The organism is Hydrogenophaga crocea, assembly GCF_011388215.1.
GTDB lineage: Bacteria > Pseudomonadota > Gammaproteobacteria > Burkholderiales > Burkholderiaceae_C > Hydrogenophaga > Hydrogenophaga crocea.
In genome coordinates, this window is the sequence record NZ_CP049989.1 from 3,519,036 (window position 1) to 3,542,986 (window position 23,951).

A 23,951-nucleotide genomic window follows, 5' to 3' on the forward strand; every position below is an offset into this window, starting at 1 on the left:
TCGGCTTCTCGGCGCGCGAGGGTCTTCTGGGATCGGGAACGCGGCGGATCCGGCCGCATTGCCCCCTGAATGGGGGAACGGGCCGGCGTGAGCCGGCCCGAGCAAGGGTGAGCCTTACTTCACCGTGCCCTTGGGCAGCACCTGGATCACGGCGGAGCGCTGCATCTGGACTTCAACGCCGCTGGCAAGTTCCACGCCGATGTAGGTGTCGCCGATCTTGGCGACCTTGCCGAGCAGGCCGCCGGCGGTGACGATCTCGTCGCCCTTGGCCAGGGCTTCGACCATGGCCTTGTGCTCTTTCTGGCGCTTGAGCTGCGGGCGGATCATCACGAAATACAGCACCACGAACATCAGCACCAGCGGCAGCAGGCCGAGCAGGGTGGACTCGGTGCCACCGGCAGCGGCTTGGGCGTAGGCGGGGGAAATCAACACGGGCAGTCTCCAGCAGAGTCAAAAACAGCCCGGGATTGTATGCCGCGAGGGTGTCAGAGCCGCATCAGGCCGCCTGCCGCTGCGGGGCGGTCGCGCCGTCGCGCCAGCGCGCCCAGAGGGTGTCGCGCCGCGCCGCGGCGGTCTTGGCGTGGCGCTCCTTCACATGGCCATAGCCCTTGATGAGCTCCGGCACGCGCGCGATCTCCGTGGCCAGCGCGTGCCGATCGGCATCGAGTCCGGCCAGCAGGGTGTCGACATCGCTGCGGTACTGGGCGATCAGCGCGCGCTCCATGCGGCGTTCCTCGGTGCGGCCAAAGGGGTCGAGCGCGGTGCCGCGCAGGCCCTTGAACTTCGCGAGCCAGCGGAAGGCCGTGAACATGAACGGACCGTAGGGGCGCTTGACCAGTTCGCCGCGCTCGTTCTTCTTCGCGAGCATGGGCGGCGCCAGGTGCACCTTGAGCGAATAGTCGCCCTCGAAGCGGGCGGCGATCTGCTCGTGGAAGGCCGGATCGGTGTGCAGGCGCGCCACCTCGTACTCGTCCTTGTAGGCCATGAGCTTGAACAGGTTGCGCGCCACGGCCTCGGCCAGCGCGGTCTTGCCCAGCGGGGCCTCGGCCTCGCGCACGCGGGCCACGAAGGCGGTGTACTGCTGCGCGTAGGCCGCGTTCTGGTAGCCGGTGAGGAATTCGGCGCGGCGCGCCACGATCTCGTCCAGCGTCTCGCGCTTCTTGAACTGGATCACCTGGGCCGCGGGCTGGCCCAGGCCGCAGGCGGCGAGCACGGCGGGCAGGTCGTGCGCGGCGCGGCGGCCCCATTCGAAGGCGGCCTTGTTCTGTTCCACGGCCACGGCATTGAGCTCGATCGCGCGGACCAGCGCCGCATGGCCCAGCGGGATCCAGCCCTTCTGCCAGGCAAAGCCCAGCATCAGCGGGTTGGTGTACAGGCTGTCGCCGAGCAGCCGGGTCGCGATGGACTCGGCATCGATCACGCCAATGCCGCCCTGGCCCAGGTGGTTGGTCAGCGTGTCCACGCAGGCCTGCGCGGGGCTGAGCCAGTCGGGGTTCTTCACGAAAGCCGCGGTGGGCGTGGCGTTGCTGTTGAGCGCCACGTGCGAGCGGCCCGTGCGCAGACGCTGCCAGACCTCCTTGTGGGCTGCGACGATCGGGTCGCAGCCGATCACGAGATCGGCCGAGGCGGCGGCAACGCGCGTGGTGCGGATATGTTCCTGCGAGGCGCCGATGAGCACGTGGCTCCAGGTGGCGCCGCCTTTTTGCGCCAGGCCCGCCGCGTCCTGCGTGACGATGCCCTTGCCTTCGAGGTGCGCGGCCACGCCCAGCAACTGGCCGATGGTGATCACGCCCGTGCCGCCCACGCCCGCGACGATGATGCCCCAGGCCTCGGCGTTCAGCGCTGGCAGTGCGGGCTGGGGCACGGGCGAGCCGGTCCACGCAGCCTGGGCCGCGCCCTTCTTCTTGCGCAGCTGGCCACCCTCGACGGTGACGAAGCTCGGGCAGAAACCCTTCACGCAGGAGAAGTCCTTGTTGCAGGTGCTCTGGTTGATCTGGCGCTTGCGGCCGAACTCGGTTTCGAGCGGCTCGACCGACAGGCAGTTGGACTGCTCGCCGCAATCGCCGCAGCCTTCGCACACCAGCTCGTTGATGACCACGCGCTGGTTGGGTTCGGCCAGGGTGCCGCGCTTGCGGCGGCGGCGCTTTTCGGTGGCGCAGGTCTGGTCGTAAATGATGACCGTCGTGCCTTCGATCTCGCGGAATTCGCGCTGCACCGCGTCGAGCGTGTCGCGGTGCTGGATCGCAATGCCCTCGGGGATGCCCGTGACGCCCTGGTACTTCTCGGGCTCGTCGGTCACGATGGTGATCTTCTTCACCCCCTCGGCGCGCATGCTCTGCGCAATCTGCACCACGCTGTGGCCCTCGGGGCGCTCGCCCACCTGCTGGCCCCCGGTCATGGCGACCGCGTCGTTGTAGAGGATCTTGTAGGTGATGTTCACGCCCGCGGCGATGCTCTGGCGGATCGCCAGGATGCCGGAGTGGAAGTACGTGCCGTCGCCGAGGTTGGCGAACATGTGGCGGTCGTTGCTGAAGGGCTGCTGGCCCATCCAGGGCACGCCCTCGCCACCCATCTGGGTGAAGCCCACGGTGGCGCGGTCCATCCAGATGCTCATGAAGTGGCAGCCGATGCCGGCCATGGCGCGCGAGCCCTCGGGCACCTTGGTGCTGGTGTTGTGCGGACAGCCCGAGCAGAACCAGGGCTGGCGCTCGGCGCCGGGCACGCCCTGCGTGATCAGCGTCTGCAGGGAACGCTCCTGTGCGTCGAGGATGGCGAGCTGCGCGTCCATGCGCGCCATCACGTCCTCGGGGATCTGACCCAGCCTTTTCAGGCGGCGCGCGATCGCGCGCGCGATCAGCGCGGGGTTGAGGTCGGCCTTGGCGCGCAGCAGGGTGTTGGCGCTCGGGTTGGGACGCGACCATTCGCCGCCGCTGTAGTCGCCTTCGTCCTCCTCGAACTTGCCGAGCACGTTGGGGCGCACGTCGGGCCGCCAGTTGTAGAGCTCTTCCTTGATCTGGTATTCGATGACCTGGCGCTTTTCCTCCACCACGAGGATCTCGCGCAGGCCGGTCGCGAATTCGCGCGTGGTCTGCGCCTCCAGCGGCCACACCACCGACACCTTGTGCAGGCGCAGGCCGATGCGGCGGCAGGTGGCGTCGTCCAGCCCCAGATCGATCAGGGCCTGGCGGGTGTCGTTGTAGGCCTTGCCGCTGGCGATCACGCCGAAGCGGTCGTTGGGCCCCTCGATCACGTTGTGGTTGAGCCTGTTCGCGCGCACATAGGCGAGCGCCGCATACCACTTGTGGTCGAACAGGCGCGCCTCCTGGTCGAGGGCGTGATCGGGCCATCGGATGTGCACGCCGCCGGGCGGCATCTCGAATTCGGGCACCACGATCTGCACCCGCTCGGGGTCGATCAGCGCGGTGGCGCTCGACTCGACGATCTCCTGGATCGTCTTCATGCCGGTCCACACGCCCGAGAAACGGCTCATGGCGAAGGCGTGCAGGCCGAGGTCGAGGATCTCCTGCACGCTGGCCGGGAAGAACACCGGCAGACCGCAGGCCTTGAAGATGTGGTCGCTCTGGTGCACCGCGGTGGAGCTCTTGGCCACGTGGTCGTCACCGGCCACCGCGATCACGCCGCCCCAGGGGCTGGTGCCGGCCATGTTGGCGTGCTTGAACACGTCGGAGCAGCGGTCCACGCCCGGCCCCTTGCCGTACCAGATGCCGAACACACCGTCGAAGCGGTTGCTGCCCGCGGGCGCAAAACCGAGCTGCTGCGTGCCCCAGATCGCGGTGGCCGCAAGCTCTTCGTTCACGCCGGGCTGGAAAACGATGTTCTGCTGCCGCAGGTACGGCGCCGCCTTCTGCAGCGACTGGTCGTAGTTGCCCAGCGGCGAGCCGCGGTAGCCGCTGACGAAACCGGCCGTGTTCTTGCCCGCCAGGGCATCGCGCTGGCGCTGCAGCATGGGCAGCTTCACCAGGGCCTGTACACCGCTCATGAAGGCGCGGCCGTGTTCCAGGGCGTATTTGTCGTCGAGCGTGACGGTTTCGAGGGCCTGGCGGATGTGCTCGGGCAGCGGCGCATTCATCTTGTGTGTCTCCTGTGGGGTTGAGCACCGGGTGGGCGCCCGCGGCGGACCGGCCGGGTAGAGGTCCGGCCCCAGTCTGCCGCGCAGTGTATGCCCGGGCATCTGATAGGTGTTTGCGTTTCATGCCCGATTTCCCGATCATCGAGAAAGCTTCTTTCCTCTTCGGGGCATTCATGGAAACACTGGACAAATTCGACCTGGCGATCCTGCAAGAACTGCAGAGTGATGGCCGCCTCACGAACGCCGAACTCGCCCAGCGCGTGGGCCTGTCGGCGGCCCCGTGCTGGCGCCGCGTGCGCGCCCTCGAGGAGGCGGGCTACATCAAGGGCTACCGCGCGGTGCTCGACCGCGACAAGCTCGGTCTGGGGGTGCTGGCCTTCGTGCGCCTCGACGCCGACCGCAACAGCGGCGCGTTGACGCGCCAGATGGAGCAGGCCATCCGCGCCATCCCCGAGGTCGTGTCCTGCCACTACATCAGCGGTTCGGGCACGTTCGAGCTGCAGGTGGTCAGCCGCGACCTGCACCACTTCAGCGCCTTCGCGCGCGAGGTGCTGCTCAATCTGCCGAACGTGAAAGACCTGCACACCAGTTTTTCGCTGGGTGAGGTCAAGGACGCGGGGGCACTGCCCTTGCCCCACATGTTGGAAAAAAGCATTCGTTCGCCAGAGCCGGCCCGGCACTGAATCGGCGCCGTCAGGCCCCGAACGATTCCGCCCGTCTGTCCAAACGGACGACCCAAGCTACTGTTTTTGAAGGATTTTCCAGGCGGCGAGACCTCTTTACATTTCGGCGGGCCCGCGCTGGTACGGGCCCGAAGCCGTAATTCCAAAGTGTTCTTTTCGAGTCGCCCCCCTTCATGCCCGGTATCGCCCATGCGCCCACCCGCCGCAGCAGGCGCGGCCGTTCAGCCGCGCGCTCGGCACTGGGGGGCACCTTGGGAGCGCTCATGGGCCTGAGCGCCTGGGGCCAGGCGCCCCCCAACCCGGCCCCGGGCGGCGTGGTCGCGCAGATCCAGTCGCTCGACCGTTTCCAGGCCGAACAGGAACGCCTGCGCGACCAGATGCGCAACCGCCCCGCGGCCTACGACGACCAGTTCCTGCAAGCCGATGACGGGCCGGCGCCGAACGCGGACGGCCAGAACCCCGCCACCGAGCCACCGGGGCTGCGCTACTGGCTGGTGGAGACGCGGGCCGACTGGACCGCCCGCAAGCTGTCGGGGCAAGACGCGCAGCACCTCGCCGACGCGGGCCTTCGGCTGCAATACCAGCAGGAAACCCTGAACCACGGCGAATGGCACCTGTCCGCCGACCTGCGCCGCCAGAGCGGGGACGCCGCGCTGAGCGGCTATGGCCCCTACAGCTTCGCCGCCCGCTCACCGAGCGGTGAGCGCCTGACCGCGCGTGTGTTGGGCTTCCCCGTGTCCCCCCAGGCGTTCGCCGACCTCGGGCTCGGCGACATCGGCAGCGACGTGACCGATGGCCTGAGCCGCGGCCAACGCCTGAGCCTGGGCAGCAGCACGCTGCGCGGCGCCAGCCTGCGCCTGTTCACCGAAGACACCGATCTTCGCGCCGGCTGGGGCGAGCGCGGCCAGCTCGAAGGCGGTCCCTATGCGGGCTTCGAGCCCACCACCGGCCAGCTCGCCTGGCTGGGGCTGACGCAGCGCTTCGAGCGGCAGCGGTACGCCAGCGCGCAAGTCAACCGCCTGTCCGGCGCGCAGGGCTGGTCGGGCAGCGGCGTTCGCACGCCCCTGGACAGCACGGGCATCGCCGCCGCGATCGGGCAGGGCTACCTGGTGAGCGAAGAAGGGCAGCGGCGCGTGCGGCTCAGCTGGGTCGCCAGCAGCACGCAGATGGCCGACACGCCGCACAACGCGTCGGGCCTGTACCTAGAGGGCGCCACCCAATGGGGCAACTACCGCCACGAAGGCGGCGGGTACCGCCTGCAGCCGGGCCTGCGCTTTGGCGACCAGCTCCTGAGCCAGGGCGCCCAGGGCGCCTATTGGCGCATGGACGCCTACAGCACGCGGCTGTACTGGGGCATGGGCCTCGACCTCGAGCGCAGCGACGACGCGGCGCTCTTCGGGCTCCAAGGCCGCAGCAGCGCCGGCCTGTCGGCCAACTGGAACCAGCGCATCGACCGCCGCAGCAGTTGGGGCGGCTATCTGCAGGCGCTGCGCGTGCGCACGCCCTCGGGCGCGAGCGACCAGAACAGCAGCCATGCCAGCGCCTACTACCAGAACCGCTGGGTCGCCTGGGGCGACAGCCGCCTGCGCGCCACGCTGCAGCGCAACCAGCAACTGGTGGTCAATGCGCCCGCGGCCACCGGCCAGCAACTCGAGTGGGAGCAAGACTGGCTGCCGGCCGACGCGTCCGCGAGCACCACGGTGCGCACCACGCTGGGCTGGGCCCGCGACCAGAGCGCCGGCCAGACGGACACCTACCCCACCGCCGGTCTCGACCTGCGCACCAGCACCGACAGCGGTTGGGACCTGTCGGTGCTGGTGCGCTACACCTCGCGCAGCAGCAACCTGAGCACCTCGCGCGGCCTGGCCGGCACCGTGCAGGGCGAGAAGCAACTCACCCCGCACTGGCGGCTCGGCGCCTCGCTGCTGCTCAACCAGGCCAGCATCACGCTCGACCCGCAGGCGGCCTTGCCGGGCGCGGTCACGGTCAGCCGCAGCAACGAGCGCACGGCCATGGTCTACCTGCGCTATGAGGGCCAGAGCGGCCGCTCGTTCGACGACACACCCGGCGCCCGCCTGGGGGCCGGCGCGGGGCGCGTGCAGGGCGTGGTGTTCTTCGACGACAACCGCGACGGCATCCAGCAGGCCGAAGAAGAGGGCGTGCCCGGCGTCGAGGTGCAGCTCAACGGCCGGCAGTCGGTGATCACCGACAGCCGCGGCCACTTCGAATTTCCGCAGGTGCGCACCGGCGCCCAGCGCCTGGGCCTGCGGCCCGAATCCATTCCTCTGCCCTGGGGCGAAGCGCCCCAAAGCCGCGCCGTCGTCGAGGTGCCGCTGCGCGGCACGGCCATCGCCCCGCTGGGGGTGGTGCGCACCCGTCCCTGAATGCCCACGGAGACAGGTCTTCCCACCCCGAAGTTCACCTGAACCCCGCCAGCCCCGGGTTACCCACCCGGATCCCCGCCAGCACAACTGGCACTTTTTTTCACCACCCTCAAGGAACCCCATGAAAGCCTCTCGCCAACTCCTCGCCCTCGCCGCCGCAGCGGCCGCCGTCTTCGGCACCTCGATCGCCAACGCCGAAAGCACCTACGGCTACAACACCACCGGCGCCGCCGTGAGCGCCACCGCCCGGGTCGCCGTCAACGTCACCGTGCCCAAGGTGATCATGCTGCGCGTGGGGTCGGACAACACCGCGGTCGACACCGTCGCGATCACGCTCACGCCCAACGGCGTGGGCGCCGAAGGCAATGCCCTGCCCTTCAGCTGGGACGGCTCGGCCCCGACCTTCACGGCATCGACCGCCCCCGGCCTGGCCGCCTACGCCTGGACCAACGTGACCGGCGCCACGCTCAACGGCGCCGTGACCACGCCCGACGCCGGCACCACCGGCCTGACCGCGGCGGCCATCGACGTCACGGCCTCCACCACCGGCACCAACCCGCTGCCCCACCCCGGCACCAACACCGGCACCTTCACGCCCGTGGCGCTGGCGCCCAACGTGGCGTACAGCGGCACCTGGACCTTCGGCCTGAACCCGACCGCTGCCGCTGCGGCCGCGGCCGGCACGTTCTCGCAAACCGTGACCTACACGGCCTCGGCGCTCTGATCGAGCACCGCCGGCGCGGCCCGTTCACCGCCGCGCCGGCATGCCGCCATGATCCCGCTGCCCGTTCGCCATCGCATGCGCGCGCTCTGCGGGCGCCACGGCCCCGCGCTGCTCGCCTGCGCCTGCGCTTGTGCCTGCGGTCCGGCCCAGGCGGTGTTCACCTTCTTTCCCCTGGACGTGCCCCGCACCATCCTGCTGCAGGTGGGCGCCAGCGGCGCCACGGTCAACACCGTGGGCTTCAACGTCACCGGGGCCCAAATCAGCCCCTCACCCACGCCCGTGCCCGGCGTGCCCGACGCCCTGACCCCGGGCACCTCTCCCGCAGGCGGGGTTCGTGTGCGCATGCGGGGCCAATGGGGCAGCGGCAACCAGAACCTCGTGCTGACCGTCAATTCGGCCGCCGGCCTGGCATGTGTGCCCGGGAGCGGTTGCGGCAGCACCGTGATTCCCTTCACCACCGTGGGCTGGATCGCCCACGACAAAGACAGCAACGCCGCGTCCGACATCCAGAGCGGCAGCTTCAGCGGCAGCGCGAGCCAGACATTGGTCAGCGTGCTCTGTTGCGGGCCGGGCAGTGCCTTCGGCAGCAGCTACCGGTCGGTCGAGATCGCCAACACCCTGGTGTTCACCTACAGCAACGCCACGCTCTACCCCGCGGGGCGCTACCGCGGCACGGTGACCTTCACCGCCACCCTGCAGTAAGGTGCGCGCCCTTCCCTGCGTTCTGCTCGCCTGCGCTTTGGCGGGCATCAGCGGCCTCGGTGCACCGGCCCGGGCCCAGGCCTGGCACCGGCTCGACAGCGCGGCCTCGGCCCGCCCTCAGGTGGCGGCCCTTCAGGTCACCGACGAGACCGGCCAGCCGTTCGGGCAGAACCCATTCGCGCAGCAGGCCCGCGCGCGCTTTGGCCGGGTGGAGTACCGCGTGGTCACGGCCCCCTACCTGCGACGGCGCGCGCGCATCGACCTCGTGCTGCCCCCGACCGTTGCCGGCCTGCTGCGGCCCCAGGGCCTGGTGTTCGAGTGGCGCGGCCTCGATGGCGCGCAAGACGGCCGGCTGACACCGGGCCAGCGCCAGCCCCTGTGGACGGGCGTCATCACCCAAGCGGTCACCCCGCTGGCCATCGAGCTCGAGATGCGGCTCGACCTCGGCGCCATGGGGCCCTGGAACGGCGGTCACTTCGGTGTCGAACCCGGGTTCGAACTGGTGCTGCTGCCATGAGGCTGCGCACCGCCTGCATCGTGGGATCGCTGGGGCTGGCGCTCGCGGGTGTGCAGGCCGAACAGACGCAGAGCCAGGGCAACGGCAGCCGCAGCACCACGGCCCGGCTGGATTTCGAGCTCCGGATCGAGCGCATGCTGTACCTGCGCATCGGCAGCGGGGGGGCGCACGCGGGCACGCCTGCGGGCACCGGGCCGGCGGCGAGCGCGGCAGTGAGCAGCGCCGACTTCACCCTCAGCCCGGCCGGTCTCCCCGACAACCCCGGTGGCAATGGGCCAACGAACGCCTGGGGCGGCGCGGCACCCGGCTTCGTCGCCAGCGCGGCGGTGGTGGTGCCCGTGGAGGTGCGCAGCAACGCCGGCCAGGTGAGCCTGGTGGCGCAAACGGCGGGCGGGCTGACCAGCCCGGGCGGCGGCTTCATTTCGCTGAACCAGCTCACCGTGAGCAGCGACAACAGCAGCCTGCCCGCGCCGCCACACCTGGCCAGGGGCACCGGCCCCTCGGTGAACGTGGCCACCGGCGGCAGCGGCACGGGCGCCGCGGGCACGCTGCTCACCTACCGCACCGCCCACTGGACCCTGCAGTTCACGCCGCCCGCCACGCCGCCGGCGGCCGGCACGTACAGCAGCCTCATCGTTTACACCGCTTCGTCGCCCTGATCGGACCCGCCATGCACACGCACCGCCGCCTCCTGGCCAGCCGCCCCCTCGCCCTGGGCCTCGTGGGCGCCCTGATCGGCGCCGCCGCGCCGGCCCAGACCGCCCCGGCCCCGTTCGAGGTGGCCGTGTCGCCCTCGCGCCTGGAGCTGCAGGCCAGACCGGGCCAGCGCGTGGGCCAGTCGCTGCGCATCTACAACGTGGGCACACAGGTCAACACACTGGCCTTCCGCACCCTGGACTGGTCGCTGTCCGAGGCCGGCGAGCTCGCGTTCCACGACGAGCTGCTGCCTGGCAGCTGCCGGCCCTGGGTGGCGCTCGAACGCCGCACGCGCCAGATCGGCGCGCGGGGCAACGAACCCTACCGCTTCCAGGTATCGGTGCCCGCCGATGCCCCGCGCGGCGAATGCCGCTTCATGATCGCCATCGAGGGCGTGGACCCGGCGCAGGTGGCGGCGATCAACAGCGGCGGCGCGAGCCTGAACATGCCGGTGAGCGGGCGCATCGCGGTCACGGTCTACCTCGCGGTGGCCGGCGCCAGGCCGCAATTGGAGCTGGTGCGCGTGGCCACCGACAGCGTGAAGAGCCAGCGCCGTCCGGTGCTCGTGGTGCGCAACAGCGGCGACGCCCACGGCCGCCTCGAAGGCAGCCTCAAGGCCACCGACGCCGATGGCCAGGTGTTCGAGCTGCAGGCCGAGAGCGCGCCGGTGCTGCCGGGCCACACGCGCACGCTGGGGCTGACGCTGGACGGCGGCAAGAAGGCTGAGGGACCGATCCGGTACCCGCTGCGGCTGTCCGGCACGCTGGACTGGGACGAGGGCGCTTTCAAGGTCGAGGCCACGCTGCCCTGATCCGACGGCCGTGCTCAAGTCGTTGGCCGATGGGCCGACAACCTGGGCATGGACACCGCCCACCTTTGCCGCCGTTGCCAGGGCCTGCTGGCGCTGGTCCTGCTGCTGCCCGGCCTTGGCCTGGCCGATGCCGCGATCGGGCACCACGGTGCCAGCGCCTCGGCCCACGTGAACATCCGCGTGGTGGTGGCGCCCGTGGTGCGCGTGCTCGAGAACACCCACCCCACGCAATTGCGCGAAGGCGATCGGCCCGGCGAGGCGACGCAGCGCATCGTGTTCCAGACCAATGTGCGCGCAGGGGCCTGCGTGGCATTGCGTGCCGGCACCGATGGCTTGCCGCACTGGGCCGTGCGCAGCGTCGGCGGCGACCCGGTGAGCATCGAGCCGCAGGGCGATGGCTACCGCCTGTGCAGCCGCGGCCCGGGTGTGCACACCTGGCGGCTCGAACACCGCTTCGACCCCGCCGCCGCAGGGCCCTGGCCGCTGCGCACCGAGCTCACGCTGCTCTGATCAGCGCGGCCACAGCACCCACAGCTGCAGCGGCTGCTTGAGCGTGGCCGCGAGGCGGTAGGTCTCGTCGTTCCAGCCGCCCCAGCCGGTGAACAGGTCGGCGCGCACCGCGCCCACGATGGCGCCGCCCGTGTCCTGCGCGAGCACCAGGCGCTGGGTGGTGAGCGCCGGCCCCTGCGTGGCCAGCCACACCGGCGTGCCATAGGGAATGCTCAGCGGGTCGACCGCGATCGAACGCCCCGGCGTGAGCGGCACGTTCTGCGCGCCGCGCGGGCCGAAGCGGGCGTCGAATTCGTTGAGCGGGTCTTCGCGGAAGAACACGGTGCGCGGGTTGGACCACAGCATCTCGTTGAGGCGCTGCGGGTTCTGGCGCGCCCAGGCGCGGATGCCGTCCCACGAGCCTTCGCGGATCGCGCCCTGGTCGAGCAGCCAGCGGCCCACGCTCTGGTAGGGGTGGCCGTTGTGGCCCGCGAAGGCCAGGCGCACGGGCACCACGCGGCCGTCGGGTTCGGTGATGTTCACGCGGCCCGAGCCCTGGATCTGCAACACCAGCGCATCGATCGGGTCGGCCAGCCAGGCGATGGCGCGGCCGCGCAGCGCGGCCTGGGCCTCGGGCAGGGTGTCGATCTCCTGGCGCGAGTACCAGCGCTGGCCGCTCGTGGCGGCGGGCAGGCCCGCGGGCGGCGCGTACAGCGGCACGCGCTGCGTGGCCGTGGGCAGACGCGAGGCGTCGAGGATGGGCTCGTAGTAGCCGGTGAGCAGGCCCTCGGGCGCGCGGCCGTCGGCCTCGGTCACGCGGTAGGGCTGCAGCCGGCGCTGCAGCCACGCCTGCTGCTCGGCGCTGCCCGCGATGGACAGCGGGCGCGCCTCCGCGCACACGGCCTCGAAGCCCGGCGCGGGTTTTTCGCAGCCGCGCAGCAGCGCGTTCCAGGCCTCGTGCAGGGCGTCCTGCCCCCAGCCGGGCAGATCGCGCCAGTCGACCGCGACCCAGCGGCTGCGCGCGCGCTGCTGCACCGCGGGCGCGGGGCCGGGCGCGGGGGCCGACACGCCCTCGTTCACCCGAGGCGCGGGCGGGGGCGCTGGCAGGGGCCGGCTCGCGCAGGCGAACAGGCTGCCTACAATGCCCGCGACCGCGAACCACCGCAGCGCGCGGCCCATTGCATCGCTACCCATGACATTGCTCTTGCTCGAAGCGCTCGGCGCGCTGGTACTCCTGGTGTTCATCGTGTGGTGGACCATGTTCTCCGGCCGCAAGAAGGGCGAACTGCCCGACGCGGTGGAACGCGAGAAGCAGGCCCCGGCCGAAGGCCCGGGGAAAGAGCCGCCGGCGCGCTGAGGGTTCCCGGCTCGGGGCTCACGCGAGCCCCCGCAGCAGATTGGCCAGCTCCACCGCCGACTTCACGCCCATCTTGTCGAACACGCGCGAGCGGTGCACCTCCACCGTGCGCACGCTGATCTGCAGCTGGTCGGCCACCAGCTTGTTGGGCAGGCCGGCCACCACCAGGTTCATCACCGCGCGCTCGCGCTCGGTGAGGCTGTCGCGGCGCTGCTGCAGTTCGCGCTGCACCGCGCGCTGCGCGAGTTCGCGCGCCGACTGGTGCAAGGCCTGTTCGACGCGGTCGACCAGGGCGTTGTCGGAAAAGGGCTTCTCGCAGAAGTCGAAGGCGCCACGCTTGACCGCGTCGACCGCGGTCGACACGTCGGCGTGGCCCGAGAGGAAGATGACCGGCATCGCCGCCTGCCAGGGCAGCAGGCGCAGCCGCTCGAACAGCGCCAGCCCGCTCATGCCGGGCATGCGCACGTCGAGCAGCACGCAGCAGGGGCCGTCGGGCTCGCGCCGCGCCACCGCGGCGTCTTCGAGGAAGGCCTCGGCGCTGTCGAAGCCGTCGCTGACCAGGCGGCGCGTGCGCAAGAGCCAGCCCAGCGCTTCGCGCACGCCGGCATCGTCATCGACGAGGTAGATCTTGGCGTCGGGAAACTCGGTCATGCGCGGATCATAGGAGGCCCGCGGCCGCGGGCAGGGTGAACGCGAAGCGCATGCCGCGCGGGGCCACGGGCTCGAACGACAGCGCGCCGCCGTGCTGTTCGACCACCGTGCGGCACAGGCTCAGGCCCAGGCCCATGCCCTCGGCCTTGGTGGTGAAGAAGGGCGTGAACACGCGCTCGGCGGCTTCGGGCGACAGGCCCTGGCCGTGGTCGATGACGTCGAAGCGCACCCAGCGCAGGCCGGCGGCGTCGCGGTCGGGCAGCGCCGGCGCGATGGCGATGCGCAGCACACGCAGGCCGCTGGCTGTGGGCGGATCGCCCAGGGGCATGGCCTGCATGCCGTTGCGCGCGAGGTTGAGCAGCACCTGCTCGACCATGGTGCGGTCGCAGTGCACGTCGGGCGTGCCGGGCGCGATCTCGACCGCCAGCCGGATGCTCTGCTTCTTGGCCTGCAGCGACAGCAGCGTGGCGATGCCATCGATCAGGCGCTGCGGCGCCACGTCCTCGCGCACCTGGTCGCGCCGGCGCACGAAATCGGCCACGCTGCGGATCACGCGGCCCGCGCGCTCGGCCTGCTCGGCGATGCGGCGGATCGCGCCGTGGAGGTCGGTGCGCTCGAGCGCGCCCTCGCCCTGTTCGAGCAGGTTGAGCGTGCCGCTGGCGTAACTCGCGATGGCCGCGAGCGGCTGGTTGAGCTCGTGGCTGATGAGCGAGGCCATCTCGCCCACCGTGGCCAGGCGCGCGGTGGCCTGCAGCTTGTCCTGCGAGGCGCGGTTGAGCTCTTCGACGCGGCGCTGTTCGGTGAGGTCGATGATCGCGCTCATGAAGCCGGTCTGAACGCCGCGTGCGTCGATCAGCGGGGCTTCGATGATGAGCACCGGAAAGCGCGTGCCGTCGCTGCGCTGGAACACCGATTCGTAGCCCTCGCGCGGCAGCGTCTGGCCGGCCAGGCGCACGTTCTGGCGCTGCTGGTATTCGTCGACCAGCTCGGGCGGCCACCAGGGCGCGGGCAGGCCGGTGCCCACCAACTGCTCGGCGCTCAGGCCCACCATCTGGCAGAAGGCCGGGTTCACGTAGGTGATGCGCCCGGCCATGTCGCGCGCGCGCAGGCCGGTCACGAGCGAGTCCTCCATGGCCTTGCGAAAGGCCAGCGCCTCGGCCGCGCGCTCTTCGGCGTGCTGGCGCCGGCGCGTGTCGCGCGCGAGCATGAACAGCACGCCCAGCAGCGCCAGCGACAAGGCGCCCACCACGCCGGTGAGCACGTTGGGGAACAGGCCGAGCGCGCGGCGCGGGCTCTCGAGCTGCAGCAGCAGGGTGTGGCCCGGCAGGTCGATCAGGGCCTGCGCGCGCAGGGTGCGCCGCTCGCCCGCGATCACGCTGTGCACGGCCAGGCGCGTGCCGTCGGCGTCGGCAAAGCTCAGGCCGCGCCCGCGCACCGCGGAGGCGTCGGCGAGCTCGGCCAGGATGCCCTTGAGCGTGTAGGTGGCCACGAGAAAGCCGCGCGGGTTGCCGGCCTCGGTGAGCGGCAGGCACAGCTCCATGAGCTCCATGCCGCGGCCGTCGCGCACCGGCCAGAAATAGCTGGGCGAATAGGCCGGACCCGAGAGGCGCCGGCCGGCCTCGCAGGCCTGACGCACCTCGGGCAGCGCCTGCTCGCGGCCGAGCGCGCCGAACACGTCGGCGGAGTAGGGCGACAGGCGCTGCGCGAGCGGACGCAGCGCGTTGTCGCGCCACTCCAGGCGCACCATCTCGCGCCGGCCCGAGAGCAGATCGGCCGCGGGTGTGTCCCAGCTCTGCGGCGTGGGCGCGAAGGCATTGAGCGCCTGCAGGCTCTGCACGTTGCGCAGCAGGTCGCTGCGGATGTCGCTCGCCACATCGAGCGCTTCCTGGTCGAGCGAGGCCTGGTCGCGGCCGACCTCGTACTCGGCGGCCAGGAACACCAGCACCGTGAGTAGCGCGCCCACCAGCAGCAGCAGCGCGCCCCACAGCGGCCAGCGCGGCGATTTCATGGGGATGTTCCGAAGCGCGTGCCTTGCCCAGAGATACCGCGGAACCGGCTTTGCCGGGCCGCTGGTATCGCCCCCTTGAGGGGGTCGCGCGCAGCGCGGCAGGGGTGGGTCATGCCAACACCCGGTGCTGCAGCGAGGGCAGCTGCTCGCGCACCTGACGCAGGCGCGCGGCGTCGAGCTCGGCGATCACCACGCCCGGGCCCTCGGCGTGCATCGCGAGCACCTGGCCCCAGGGGTCGATCACCATGCTGTGGCCCCAGGTGCGGCGGCCGTTTTCGTGCAGGCCGCCCTGCGCGCTGGCGATCACGTAGGCCTGGTTCTCGATCGCGCGGGCGCGCAGCAGCACCTCCCAGTGCGCCGAGCCCGTGGTGTGCGTGAACGCCGCGGGCACCAGCAGCACGTCGGCCGCGAGCGCGCGGTAGAGCTCGGCGAAGCGCAGGTCGTAGCACACGCTCTGGCCGATGCGCCAGGCCTGGCCGGCCTGGTCGAGCAGCTCGAAATGGGTCGGGGCCGTGCCCGCGGTGAGCACGGCGGATTCGTCGTAGCGCTCGCGGCCGTTGTCGTAGCGGAACAGGTGGATCTTGTCGTAGCGGCTCAGGCGCTGGCCGCGGGCGTCGTAGACCAGCGAGGCATTGGCCGCGTGCGCGGGGTCGTCGGTGGCCAGCGGCAGGGTGCCGCCCACCAGGGTCATGCGCAGGTCGCGCGCGGTGTCGCTGAGGAAGTCCTGCACCCGGCCCAGGCCCAGGGTCTCGGCGATCACGAGCTTGTCCTCGTCGCGCGCGCCCATGAAGCAGAAGTACTCGGGCAGCACCGCGAGCTCGGCGCCGGCCGCCGCGGCCAGGCGCAGCAGGCGCAGGGCCTCGCTGAGGTTGGCGTCCAGGCTGATGCCCGAGACCATTTGAATGGCGGCGACTTTCATGCGGGCTCCTGTGGCGGCGGGTGGGGCGGGCGTGACGCGGGCGAGCTTACTGCAGCGGCTGCGGCGGCGCGGCAGGCGCGGCGCTGCGCGCCACCTTCTGCACCTGCGGGTCGGCCCAGCTGCCGCTGACGCGGAATTCCTGCGTGGCCGCGCTCTGCATGGGCTGGCGCAGCAGGAACTGCGCGAGGAAGGTGCCCAGGCCCACCGCCGGGTTGATCGCGGTGGCGATCAGCGAGGCCGTGCCGGCGTTGATCTCGGGCACCACCACCACCTTGAGGTCCTGCGTTTCGCGCGCCACGTCGGCCGAACCTTCGAGCAGCGCGGCGGCGTTCACGCCCTTCATCTGCAGGTTGTTGGTGTGCACCACGCCGCGCTCGATGCGCGCGTCGCCGCGCACGAAATCGAAGGCGAAGCCGTCGGAGAAGACGTCGCGGAAATCGAGCACCAGGCGGCGCGGCAGCGCCTGCAGGCTCAGCACGCCGAGCAGGCGCGCCGCGCCCGGCTCGGCCTTGAGGAACTGGCCACGCTCCACGTCGAGGTGCAGCTGGCCCGACAGCGAGGGGTAGTCGGGCGCGAAGGGCGCGCCCTGCCAGCCCAGCGTGCCTTCGAGGCGGCCGCGGCCGCCGCGCACCAGGCCCTCGCGGCCGAAGCGCTCGAGCAGCGCGCCGCTGTCCTGCACGTCGAGGCGGAACTGCAGCGCCGTGCGGCGCGGGCCGCTGCCCTCGGCGCCCGCGCCCGACGCGGCCCAGTTGCCGCTGGCCGTGAGCCGCGCCTCGGGCACGCTCACGCGCAGCGCGTTGAGGCGCCACTCGGCCACGCGCAGCGGCCCGCCGCGGTTGACCGCCTCGACCTCGACGCGCCCGAGCGAGCGGCCGTCCCACTGCAGGTCTTCCACCGCGATGTCGAGCGCGGGCACGCTGTTGCCGGGCTGCTCGAGCAAGCGCTCGACCTCGCTCGGCGCCTGCCGCGGCAGGGTCAGGCGCGCCAGGCGGGCGTACACGCTGCCGGCCTGGGGCCCGCTCGCGGGCCGGAACTCCACGTAGCCGTTGAGCCCGTCGGCATCGACGTTGGCGCGCCACAGCGGGCCTTCGCGCGTGGCGCCCACCACCACGCGCTGGAAGCGCCGGCCATCCACCGCCACCGCATCGGCCTGCAGCGAGACGTGGCTGGGCAACCAGGCCATGGCGTCGCCGCCCGCGCCAGCGGCCGGCGCGCCGGCCGCCGCGGGCAGCAGCTTGCGCCACTGGTCGACGTCGAGTTCGGCCACGCGCGCCTGCACCGCGATGCCCTGCTCGGGCAGCGGCGCGCGCTCGCCCGCGGGCAGGCCCAGGGCGACGCTGGCGCGCGGCGCGCGCGGCGTGGGGCCGAGCTCGCGTTCGAGCTGCAGGTCGAGCACCGGCGCGGCCGCGGGCCCGAGCGCCACCGCCACGCGCTCGCGCGTGGCCTGGCCATCCTGCACCGCGCTCACGCTGCTGTCGTAGCGCAGCGGCCAGCTCGCTTCGGCGGGTTTGGCCAACGGCGCCGGCAGCTGGATCGCCATGCCCTGCAGGCTGCTGCTGATGCGCAGCTCGGGCTCGCCGGCGCGAAAGCCCAGTTGCACGGTGTAGGGCGCGCTGCCGCTGGCGTGCGCAAAGAGCGCGCCGACCGGGCCCAGCCCGCCCTCGCGCAGGCCGGCGGCGCTGGCCACGCCCTGGCCACGGAACTGCAGCTGCACCGGCGCACCGGGCTCGGCGCGCAGGCTGCCGTCGAACACGAGTTCACCACCCAGCACCTGGGCGCGCGCACCGTTGAAGGCGAAGCCGCGTTCGCTGAAGCTGAGCGTGCCGCGGGCGCGCGCCAGCAGGGGGGAAGCGGGCGTGATGCGCAGGTCGGTGCCGTCCAGGCGCACGCTGCCGCGCACGCGCGTGGCCTTGAGGTCTTCGAGCGGCAGTTCGAGCCGCAGCTCGGCCCCCGCCGGGCCGCTGGCCGTGGCGCGCGCCAGCGCCTGCTGCGTGTAGCGGTTGAGCGGCGTGCGCTGCACGTGGCCCAGCAGCGCCTCGCCCGGGCCGTTGGCGCGCAGCCGCACCTGCACCACCGGGCGGTGCGCGAGGTCGTCGACCACCACCGAGGCCTGGTCGATGCGCACCCCGGGCGCGCCGTCGAGGCCGCCTTCGATGCCGGTGATGCGCATGGCCATGCGGTCGAGCGCGAACTGCGCGCGCGCGCCACGCACGCCGGGCCAGGGCGGATCGCCCGCCGCCTGCAGCGCGGGCGGCAGGTGGTCGAAATCCACGCCCTCGAGCGCGGCCGTGATCTGGAAGGTGCCGGGCGTGTGCTGGGGCTCGTTGAAGGGCATGTCCCAGACCTCGCCCTGGAGGCGGAAATTCACCTGGCGCGACACGCCGGCCCTGACCGCGTCGCGCACGTAGTGCCGCGCGTTCTCGTTCACGCTCAGCGGCAGGTAGCGGTGCACCGCGGTGCCGTCGGCGCGCGTGAGCCGCGCCGTGAGGTCGAGCACACCGGGAAAGCGCGCGCGCGCCGGGCTGGTGGCCGGGTCGCCGGTGTGCCAGCGCACCCGCACCGTGCCCTCGGCGTGGGCGTTGGCGAAGCTGCCGTCGTCGAGGTCGACCTCGATGCGCTCGCCCTTGACGCGCCAGGCCAGCCGGGCGTCGAGGCGGTCGAAGGCGATGCGCGGCTCTTCGAACACGTCGGGGAAGTCGAGCGCGCCCTGGCGCAGCGCGAGCTGGGCGCGGCCGCCGTTCTGGTCGAGTTCGAAGCTCAGGTCGGCGTTGTCCACGCCCGGGCGGCCCGGCAGGGGAAAGCGCCCGCTGCGCGAGAGGCGGCCGCTGGGTTCGCCGGCCAGCGCGAGCCCGCTGAGCCGGCCCTTGGCGCGCAGCACCGCCTGGCCCGCGAGCGGCCCGCTGCCGCGCGCCTGCCAGGCGAGGTCGAGGTCGTCGAGGCGGCCGCGCGGCTGCAGGCGGCCGAGCCAGCCCCGCGCCTCGCCGGGCAGGGGCAGCCGCTCGGCCAGCGCGGTCAGCGTGGCCAGGTCGACCGCACGCGCCTGCACCTCGGTGCGCGCGCCCTGGCGCTCACGCGCGCGCTGGTGGGCCACGCGCACCGTGCCGCCACGCCATTCCTGGCCTTCGGCGGTGCGGAAGGCGAGCCGCTCGGTGCCCGCGGTCCACTGGGCCTCGGTCCAGGTGGCCTCGAGGCGGCCGTCGAGGCGTTCAAGCGCCAGCGCCGGCAGATCGGGCCCGAGCTGCAGGTCCACGCCGGTGAGCGCGGTGTCGAGCGTGAGCGCTTCGATGTCGCCGCGCTGCAGCCGGGCCCAGGCGCGCAGCGCGCCCTGGCCGCTGCGCACCTCGACGCCCCAGTCGCTGAGGTCGGCGTGGCGGCGCAGCAGTGCCACGTCGGCGCGGCTGAAGTCGGCATAGAGCTGGCCGCTCCAGTCGTCCCAGGGCTGGCGCGGCGCGCCGCCCAGGCCGGGCAGTCGCCACAGCGGCTCGCGCAGCCGCGCGCGCAGGCTGAAGCGATCGCCCCAGGCGGGCTCGGGGGTGGCGTCGAGCCGCAGGTCGTGCGAGCGGTGGCCGTTGCGGGCCACGAAATCGAGCTCGCGCAGCAGCACCGGCGGCTGGCCGCGACGCTCATCCGTCCAGCGCACCGTGCCGCCGCGGACCGCGAACTCGGTCTGGTCGAAGAACCACTCGGCGCCGCGGCCGTCGCCCGAGCCGCTGTCGGTGAAGGCCATGCCCGCGACCTCGATGCGGCCATCGGCAAGGCGACGCACGTCGAGCACCGGCCGCTCGATGAGGATCTGCTCGAAGCCGCCGCGCCACAGCGAGGCCACCGACACCGCGCCGCGCACCACGGGCAGCTCCAGCGCGCTGCGGCCGCTGCTGTCGAGCAGGCGCACGTCGCGCAATTCGAACGAAGGCACCAGGGGCGGCAGGCCGCCATCGGGGTTGCCGACGGAGCGGATGGCGCCGATGCGGACCTCGACCCCGACCGCGTGGCTCGCCCACCTTTCCAGGTCGGGGCGCCAGTTTTCGATCCGCGGCACAATCCACGCCTGCAAAACGATCCAGGTCAGCAGGAAGATGCCCCAGGCGCCCGCCACGAGCCACAACAACAGGCGCGTGGCCATGGCCCAAAGCCGCAGCAGACGGCCGGCCGTGACGGCGCCGTCGTCGCGCGCGGTGTTGGCCTGTTGGGATCGCATCATGTCCATCGCGAATTATGACGGGGCACTCCTGCCCGGGTTCCGACATCGGTGAGCGCTTCTTGTCAACGAATGTGAACTCCGCTTCCCCGTTCGGCGCCGCCGAACGCCGTGCCGACCATTCCCGCTTCGTGCAGCGTGTGCGGCGGCGCTACGCCGACGAACTCGCCTGCCTCGCACCCGGCGCACCCGACAAGGCGGCCATGCGCGCCTGCCTCGAACGCCTGGCCGGCGAGCGCGGCCTGGCCCGGCCCGCGGCGCTGCGCGTGCTGCGCCAGCTGGTGCTCGAACGCCTGGCCGTGATCGACGCCGAGCAGGGCGCGCCGCTGCAGGCCGTCACGCGCGCGGTCACCGAGCTCGCCGAGCTCGCGCTCGACGAGGCCTGCCGCCTGGCCTTCGCCGAACTCGACGCCGTGCATGGCGCGCCCCTGACCGCCAGCGGCGCGCGCGCCGAGCTCTGGGTGATCGGCATGGGCAAGCTCGGGGCGCGCGAGCTCAACGTTTCGAGCGACATCGACCTGATCTACGTCTACGACCACGACGGCGAGACCGCGGGCAACGCCGAGGGGCGCAACCGCCTGAGCAACCACGAGTACTTCGCCAAGGCGGTCAAGCACATCTACCAGACGGTGGGCGAAACCACCGAACACGGCTGCGTGTTCCGCGTCGATCTCGCGCTGCGGCCCAACGGCAACTCGGGGCCCAGCGTGGTGTCGCTCGGCGCGCTCGAGGAGTACTTCCTCGTGCAGGGCCGCGAATGGGAACGCTTCGCCTGGCTCAAGAGCCGCGTGATCGCGCCCGACGCGGTGCTGCGGACCGCGGGCATGCAGGCGCTGCGCGCCACCGTGCTGCCCTTCGTGTTCCGCCGCTACCTCGACTACGGCGTGTTCGAGTCGCTGCGCGTGCTGCACCGCCAGATCCGCGACCACGCGGCCAAGCGCGCCGCGGGCAACCCGGGCCGCGCCAACGACGTGAAGCTCTCGCGCGGCGGCATCCGCGAGATCGAGTTCACCGTGCAGCTGCTGCAGGTGGTGCGCGGCGGCCAGTTTCCCGAGCTGCGCACCCGGCCCACGCTGGACGCGCTGCAGCGCGTGGCCAAGGCCGGCCTCATGCCGGCCGACAAGGCCGAGGCGCTGGCGCGCGCCTACGAATTCCTGCGCCAGGTCGAGCACCGCATCCAGTACCTCGACGACCAGCAGACCCACGTCATGCCCGAGCGCGACGAGGACCTGAACTGGCTCGCCGCGAGCATGGGCTTCGCCAACACCTGCGCTTTCCTGCACGCACTCGATGCGCACCGCGAGGTGGTGGCCGAGGAGTTCGACATCCTGCTCGGCGGAGGCACGCAAGGCAGCTGCAAGGGCAAGGGCTGCAACGGCGCCGCACGCAGCGCCGACGAAGAGCTGGCCAGCGCGCTCGCCAGCCTGCCCCAGGCCTTCGCCGCGCGCGTGCAGCAGTGGCGCGAGCACCCGCGCGTGCAGGCCCTGCGCGAAGACACGCGCCAGCGCCTGGTGCGGCTGGTGCAGCGCACCGGCGCCTGGATCGACGAGGGCCGCGTGAGCGAACTCGCCGCGCTGCGCATGACCGACTGGATCGAGCCGCTGCTGCGCCGCGAGAGCTACCTCGCGCTGCTGCAGGAGCGGCCCTCGGTGCACGAGCGGCTGCTGCGCCTGCTGGGCGCGGCCAAGTGGCCCGCGCGCTACCTCATGCAGCACCCGGGCGTGATCGACGAGCTCGCGAGCCAGCAACTGCTGGCCGAACGCTTCGACGCCGAGGCCTTCGAGGCCGATTGCGAATCGCGCCGCGCCTCGCTGCGCACCACGGGCGAAGACGACGAAGAGGCCCTGCTCAACCTGCTGCGCCGCGCGCACCACGCCGAAACCTTCCGCACGCTGGCGCGCGACGTCGAGGGCACGCTCACCGTGGAGCAGGTGGCCGACGACCTCTCGGCGCTGGCCGACGCCGTGCTGCGCCTGACCGCGCGCTGGTGCTGGTCGCGGCTGAAGAACCGCCACCGCGAGACGCCGGCCTTCGGCATCGTGGGCTACGGCAAGCTCGGCGGCAAGGAGCTCGGTTACGGCAGCGACCTCGACATCGTGTTCGTCTACGAGGACGAGCACGAGAACGCGGGCGAGATCTACGCCGCCTTCGTGCGCAAGATGATCAACTGGCTCACGGTGAAGACCGGCGAGGGCGACCTGTTCGAGATCGACACCGCGCTGCGGCCCAACGGCAACTCGGGCCTGCTGGTGACGCGCTTCGAGGCCTACGAGAAGTACCAGACCCAGCGCGGCAGCAACACCGCCTGGACCTGGGAACACCAGGCCATGACGCGCGCGCGCTTCGTGCTCGGCAGCGCCAGCCTCACCGGCCGTTTCGACGCCGTGCGCGAGGCCGTGATCACCGCGCCGCGCGACCCCGCGGCGCTGGCGCAGGAGATCGTGGCCATGCGCGCCAAGGTGCGCGCGGCGCACCCGGTGCGCGGCGAGCGCTTCGACGTCAAGCACAGCGCGGGCGGCATGGTCGACGTGGAGTTCGTGGTGCAGTACCTGGTGCTGCTGCACTCGCAGGCGCACCCCGAGCTGCGCGCCAACAGCGGCAACATCACCCTGCTGCGGCGCGCGGAGGCGGCGGGCCTGCTGAGCCCGGGCCTGGGCGAGGCCAGCGGCCGCGCCTACCGCCGGCTGCGCCAGGTGCAGCACCGCGCGCGCCTGGACGAGGCACCGACGCAGGTGGACCCCGCCGAGCTGCAGGAAGAGGCCGCCACCGTGCGGCGGCTGTGGCAGGAGGTGCTGGGCCACGCGAGCGCCGCGTGACCCGGGGCGCCCGAGCTCAGGCCGCGGCGGGGGCCGGGCCGGCGCCGGTCGCCAGCGATTTGCGGAAGCGGTTGAGCTCCTGCACCGACTTGAAACTGCTGTCCATCAGCAGGCTCATGTTGTGCAGGATGCGTTCGACCACCTTGTTCTCCCACACCGCGTCGAACGCGATCTGCTTGTCCAGCCAGTGCTCGAGCCACTCGGGATTGGGCAGGCGGCTCTGGATGGTGTCGTTGGGAAACAGCGCCTTGTTCACGTGCAGGTTGGTCGGGTGCAGCGCCTGCGCGGTGCGGCGCGCGCTGGCCATGAGCACGCCGACCTTGGCGAAGGCCGAACGCGCCTCGTCGCCGAACTTGGCGATGGCGCGCTTCATGTAGCGCAGGTAGGCGCCGCCGTGGCGGGCCTCGTCCTGGCTCAGCGTGGTGTAGATGTGTTTGATGACCGGCTCGGTATGCCACTCGGCGGCGCGGCGGTACCAGTGGTTCAGGCGGATCTCGCCGCAGAAGTGCAGCATCAGCGTTTCGAGCGCGGGCGCGGGGTCGAACTCGAAGCGGATGTCGTGCAGCTCCTGCTCGGTCGGCGCGAGGTCGGGGCGGAAACGCTTGAGGTATTCCATGAGCACCAGCGAGTGCTTCTGCTCCTCGAAGAACCAGATCGACATGAAGGCCGAGAAATCGGAGTCGTCGCGGTTGTCGCGCAGGAACATCTCCGTGGCAGGCAGCGCCGCCCACTCGGTGATGGCGTTCATCTTGATGGTCTGCGCCTGCTCGTCACTGAGTTGCGTGCCATCGAATTGCGCCCAGGGGATGTCCTTCTCCATGTCCCAGCGGACGGACTCGAGTTGCTTGAAGAGTTCGGGATAGAGCATGGCGGTCTCGCGGTACGGGCGCCGGGGGGCGCAAAAGG

The 23,951-nt window shown here is 72.0% G+C and carries 18 protein-coding genes; 10 read left to right on the top strand and 8 right to left on the bottom strand.

Annotated elements, in window-relative coordinates; all coding sequences use genetic code 11:
* Positions 1–114: 114 nt before the first annotated feature.
* Both yajC and G9Q37_RS16670 read right to left on the bottom strand, forming a co-directional pair.
* The gene (gene yajC / locus G9Q37_RS16665; protein ID WP_166228902.1) at positions 115–432 is read right to left on the bottom strand and encodes a preprotein translocase subunit YajC; all 318 of its coding nucleotides are present in this window, start codon (positions 430–432) and stop codon (positions 115–117) included.
* 64 nt (positions 433–496) lie between these two features.
* Positions 497–4,090 (bottom strand): indolepyruvate ferredoxin oxidoreductase family protein, encoded by a 3,594-nt coding sequence (locus tag G9Q37_RS16670; RefSeq protein WP_166228903.1) that lies wholly within the window; start codon positions 4,088–4,090, stop codon positions 497–499.
* 173 nt (positions 4,091–4,263) lie between these two features.
* Here G9Q37_RS16670 and G9Q37_RS16675 point away from each other — a divergent pair, with 173 nt between their 5' ends.
* The 8 genes from G9Q37_RS16675 to G9Q37_RS16710 all read left to right on the top strand — a co-directional run bounded on the left by G9Q37_RS16675 (position 4,264) and on the right by G9Q37_RS16710 (position 11,117).
* The gene (locus G9Q37_RS16675) at positions 4,264–4,773 is read left to right on the top strand and encodes an Lrp/AsnC family transcriptional regulator (RefSeq protein ID WP_166228904.1); all 510 of its coding nucleotides are present in this window, start codon (positions 4,264–4,266) and stop codon (positions 4,771–4,773) included.
* 263 nt (positions 4,774–5,036) lie between these two features.
* Positions 5,037–7,157: an SdrD B-like domain-containing protein gene (locus G9Q37_RS16680; RefSeq protein ID WP_166228906.1), complete on the top strand. Its 2,121-nt coding sequence runs from the start codon at positions 5,037–5,039 to the stop codon at positions 7,155–7,157.
* A 121-nt stretch (positions 7,158–7,278) separates the two neighbouring features.
* Positions 7,279–7,881, top strand: a complete 603-nt coding sequence (locus tag G9Q37_RS16685) for a hypothetical protein (RefSeq protein ID WP_166228908.1) — start codon at positions 7,279–7,281, stop codon at positions 7,879–7,881.
* A gap of 48 nt (positions 7,882–7,929) precedes the next feature.
* The gene (locus tag G9Q37_RS16690) at positions 7,930–8,583 is read left to right on the top strand and encodes a hypothetical protein (RefSeq protein ID WP_166228910.1); all 654 of its coding nucleotides are present in this window, start codon (positions 7,930–7,932) and stop codon (positions 8,581–8,583) included.
* A 1-nt stretch (position 8,584) separates the two neighbouring features.
* Positions 8,585–9,100: a hypothetical protein gene (locus G9Q37_RS16695; protein WP_166228912.1), complete on the top strand. Its 516-nt coding sequence runs from the start codon at positions 8,585–8,587 to the stop codon at positions 9,098–9,100.
* Complete coding sequence (locus tag G9Q37_RS16700; RefSeq protein ID WP_166228914.1) at positions 9,097–9,759, top strand: hypothetical protein; 663 nt, start codon at positions 9,097–9,099, stop codon at positions 9,757–9,759. The genes G9Q37_RS16695 and G9Q37_RS16700 overlap by 4 nt, the downstream gene beginning before the upstream one ends.
* A gap of 11 nt (positions 9,760–9,770) precedes the next feature.
* Positions 9,771–10,607: a COG1470 family protein gene (locus tag G9Q37_RS16705; RefSeq protein WP_166228916.1), complete on the top strand. Its 837-nt coding sequence runs from the start codon at positions 9,771–9,773 to the stop codon at positions 10,605–10,607.
* 48 nt (positions 10,608–10,655) lie between these two features.
* Entirely contained in the window at positions 10,656–11,117 is a 462-nt protein-coding gene (locus G9Q37_RS16710) for a hypothetical protein (RefSeq protein WP_166228918.1), read from the top strand.
* Here G9Q37_RS16710 and mltA read toward each other — a convergent pair whose 3' ends face one another.
* Positions 11,118–12,356 (bottom strand): murein transglycosylase A, encoded by a 1,239-nt coding sequence (mltA, locus tag G9Q37_RS16715; protein WP_166228920.1) that lies wholly within the window; start codon positions 12,354–12,356, stop codon positions 11,118–11,120.
* On the opposite strand from mltA, the gene G9Q37_RS16720 reads away from it, so the two are divergent.
* Positions 12,289–12,453 (top strand): hypothetical protein, encoded by a 165-nt coding sequence (locus G9Q37_RS16720; protein ID WP_166228922.1) that lies wholly within the window; start codon positions 12,289–12,291, stop codon positions 12,451–12,453. The genes mltA and G9Q37_RS16720 overlap by 68 nt on opposite strands.
* An 18-nt stretch (positions 12,454–12,471) precedes the next feature.
* On the opposite strand, the gene G9Q37_RS16725 is transcribed toward G9Q37_RS16720, so the two are convergent.
* The 4 genes from G9Q37_RS16725 to G9Q37_RS16740 form a co-directional block, all read right to left on the bottom strand.
* Complete coding sequence (locus G9Q37_RS16725; RefSeq protein ID WP_166228924.1) at positions 12,472–13,104, bottom strand: response regulator transcription factor; 633 nt, start codon at positions 13,102–13,104, stop codon at positions 12,472–12,474.
* 7 nt (positions 13,105–13,111) lie between these two features.
* Positions 13,112–15,112 (bottom strand): two-component system sensor histidine kinase NtrB, encoded by a 2,001-nt coding sequence (locus tag G9Q37_RS16730; RefSeq protein WP_166228926.1) that lies wholly within the window; start codon positions 15,110–15,112, stop codon positions 13,112–13,114.
* Between the two features lie 109 nt (positions 15,113–15,221).
* Positions 15,222–16,031 (bottom strand): carbon-nitrogen hydrolase family protein, encoded by an 810-nt coding sequence (locus G9Q37_RS16735; RefSeq protein WP_166228928.1) that lies wholly within the window; start codon positions 16,029–16,031, stop codon positions 15,222–15,224.
* 46 nt (positions 16,032–16,077) lie between these two features.
* Positions 16,078–20,232 carry a YhdP family protein gene (locus tag G9Q37_RS16740; RefSeq protein ID WP_166228930.1) on the bottom strand — a complete coding sequence of 1,385 codons (4,155 nt, stop codon included), beginning with the start codon at positions 20,230–20,232 and terminating at the stop codon, positions 16,078–16,080.
* A gap of 14 nt (positions 20,233–20,246) precedes the next feature.
* Between G9Q37_RS16740 and glnE the strand changes: the two genes are divergently transcribed.
* Positions 20,247–23,045: a bifunctional [glutamate--ammonia ligase]-adenylyl-L-tyrosine phosphorylase/[glutamate--ammonia-ligase] adenylyltransferase gene (glnE, locus tag G9Q37_RS16745; protein WP_166228932.1), complete on the top strand. Its 2,799-nt coding sequence runs from the start codon at positions 20,247–20,249 to the stop codon at positions 23,043–23,045.
* 16 nt (positions 23,046–23,061) lie between these two features.
* Here the strand turns inward: glnE and G9Q37_RS16750 are convergent, their stop codons facing one another.
* Positions 23,062–23,913, bottom strand: coding sequence for a ferritin family protein (locus G9Q37_RS16750; RefSeq protein WP_166228934.1), 852 nt, complete (start codon positions 23,911–23,913; stop codon positions 23,062–23,064).
* Positions 23,914–23,951: the final 38 nt, after the last annotated feature.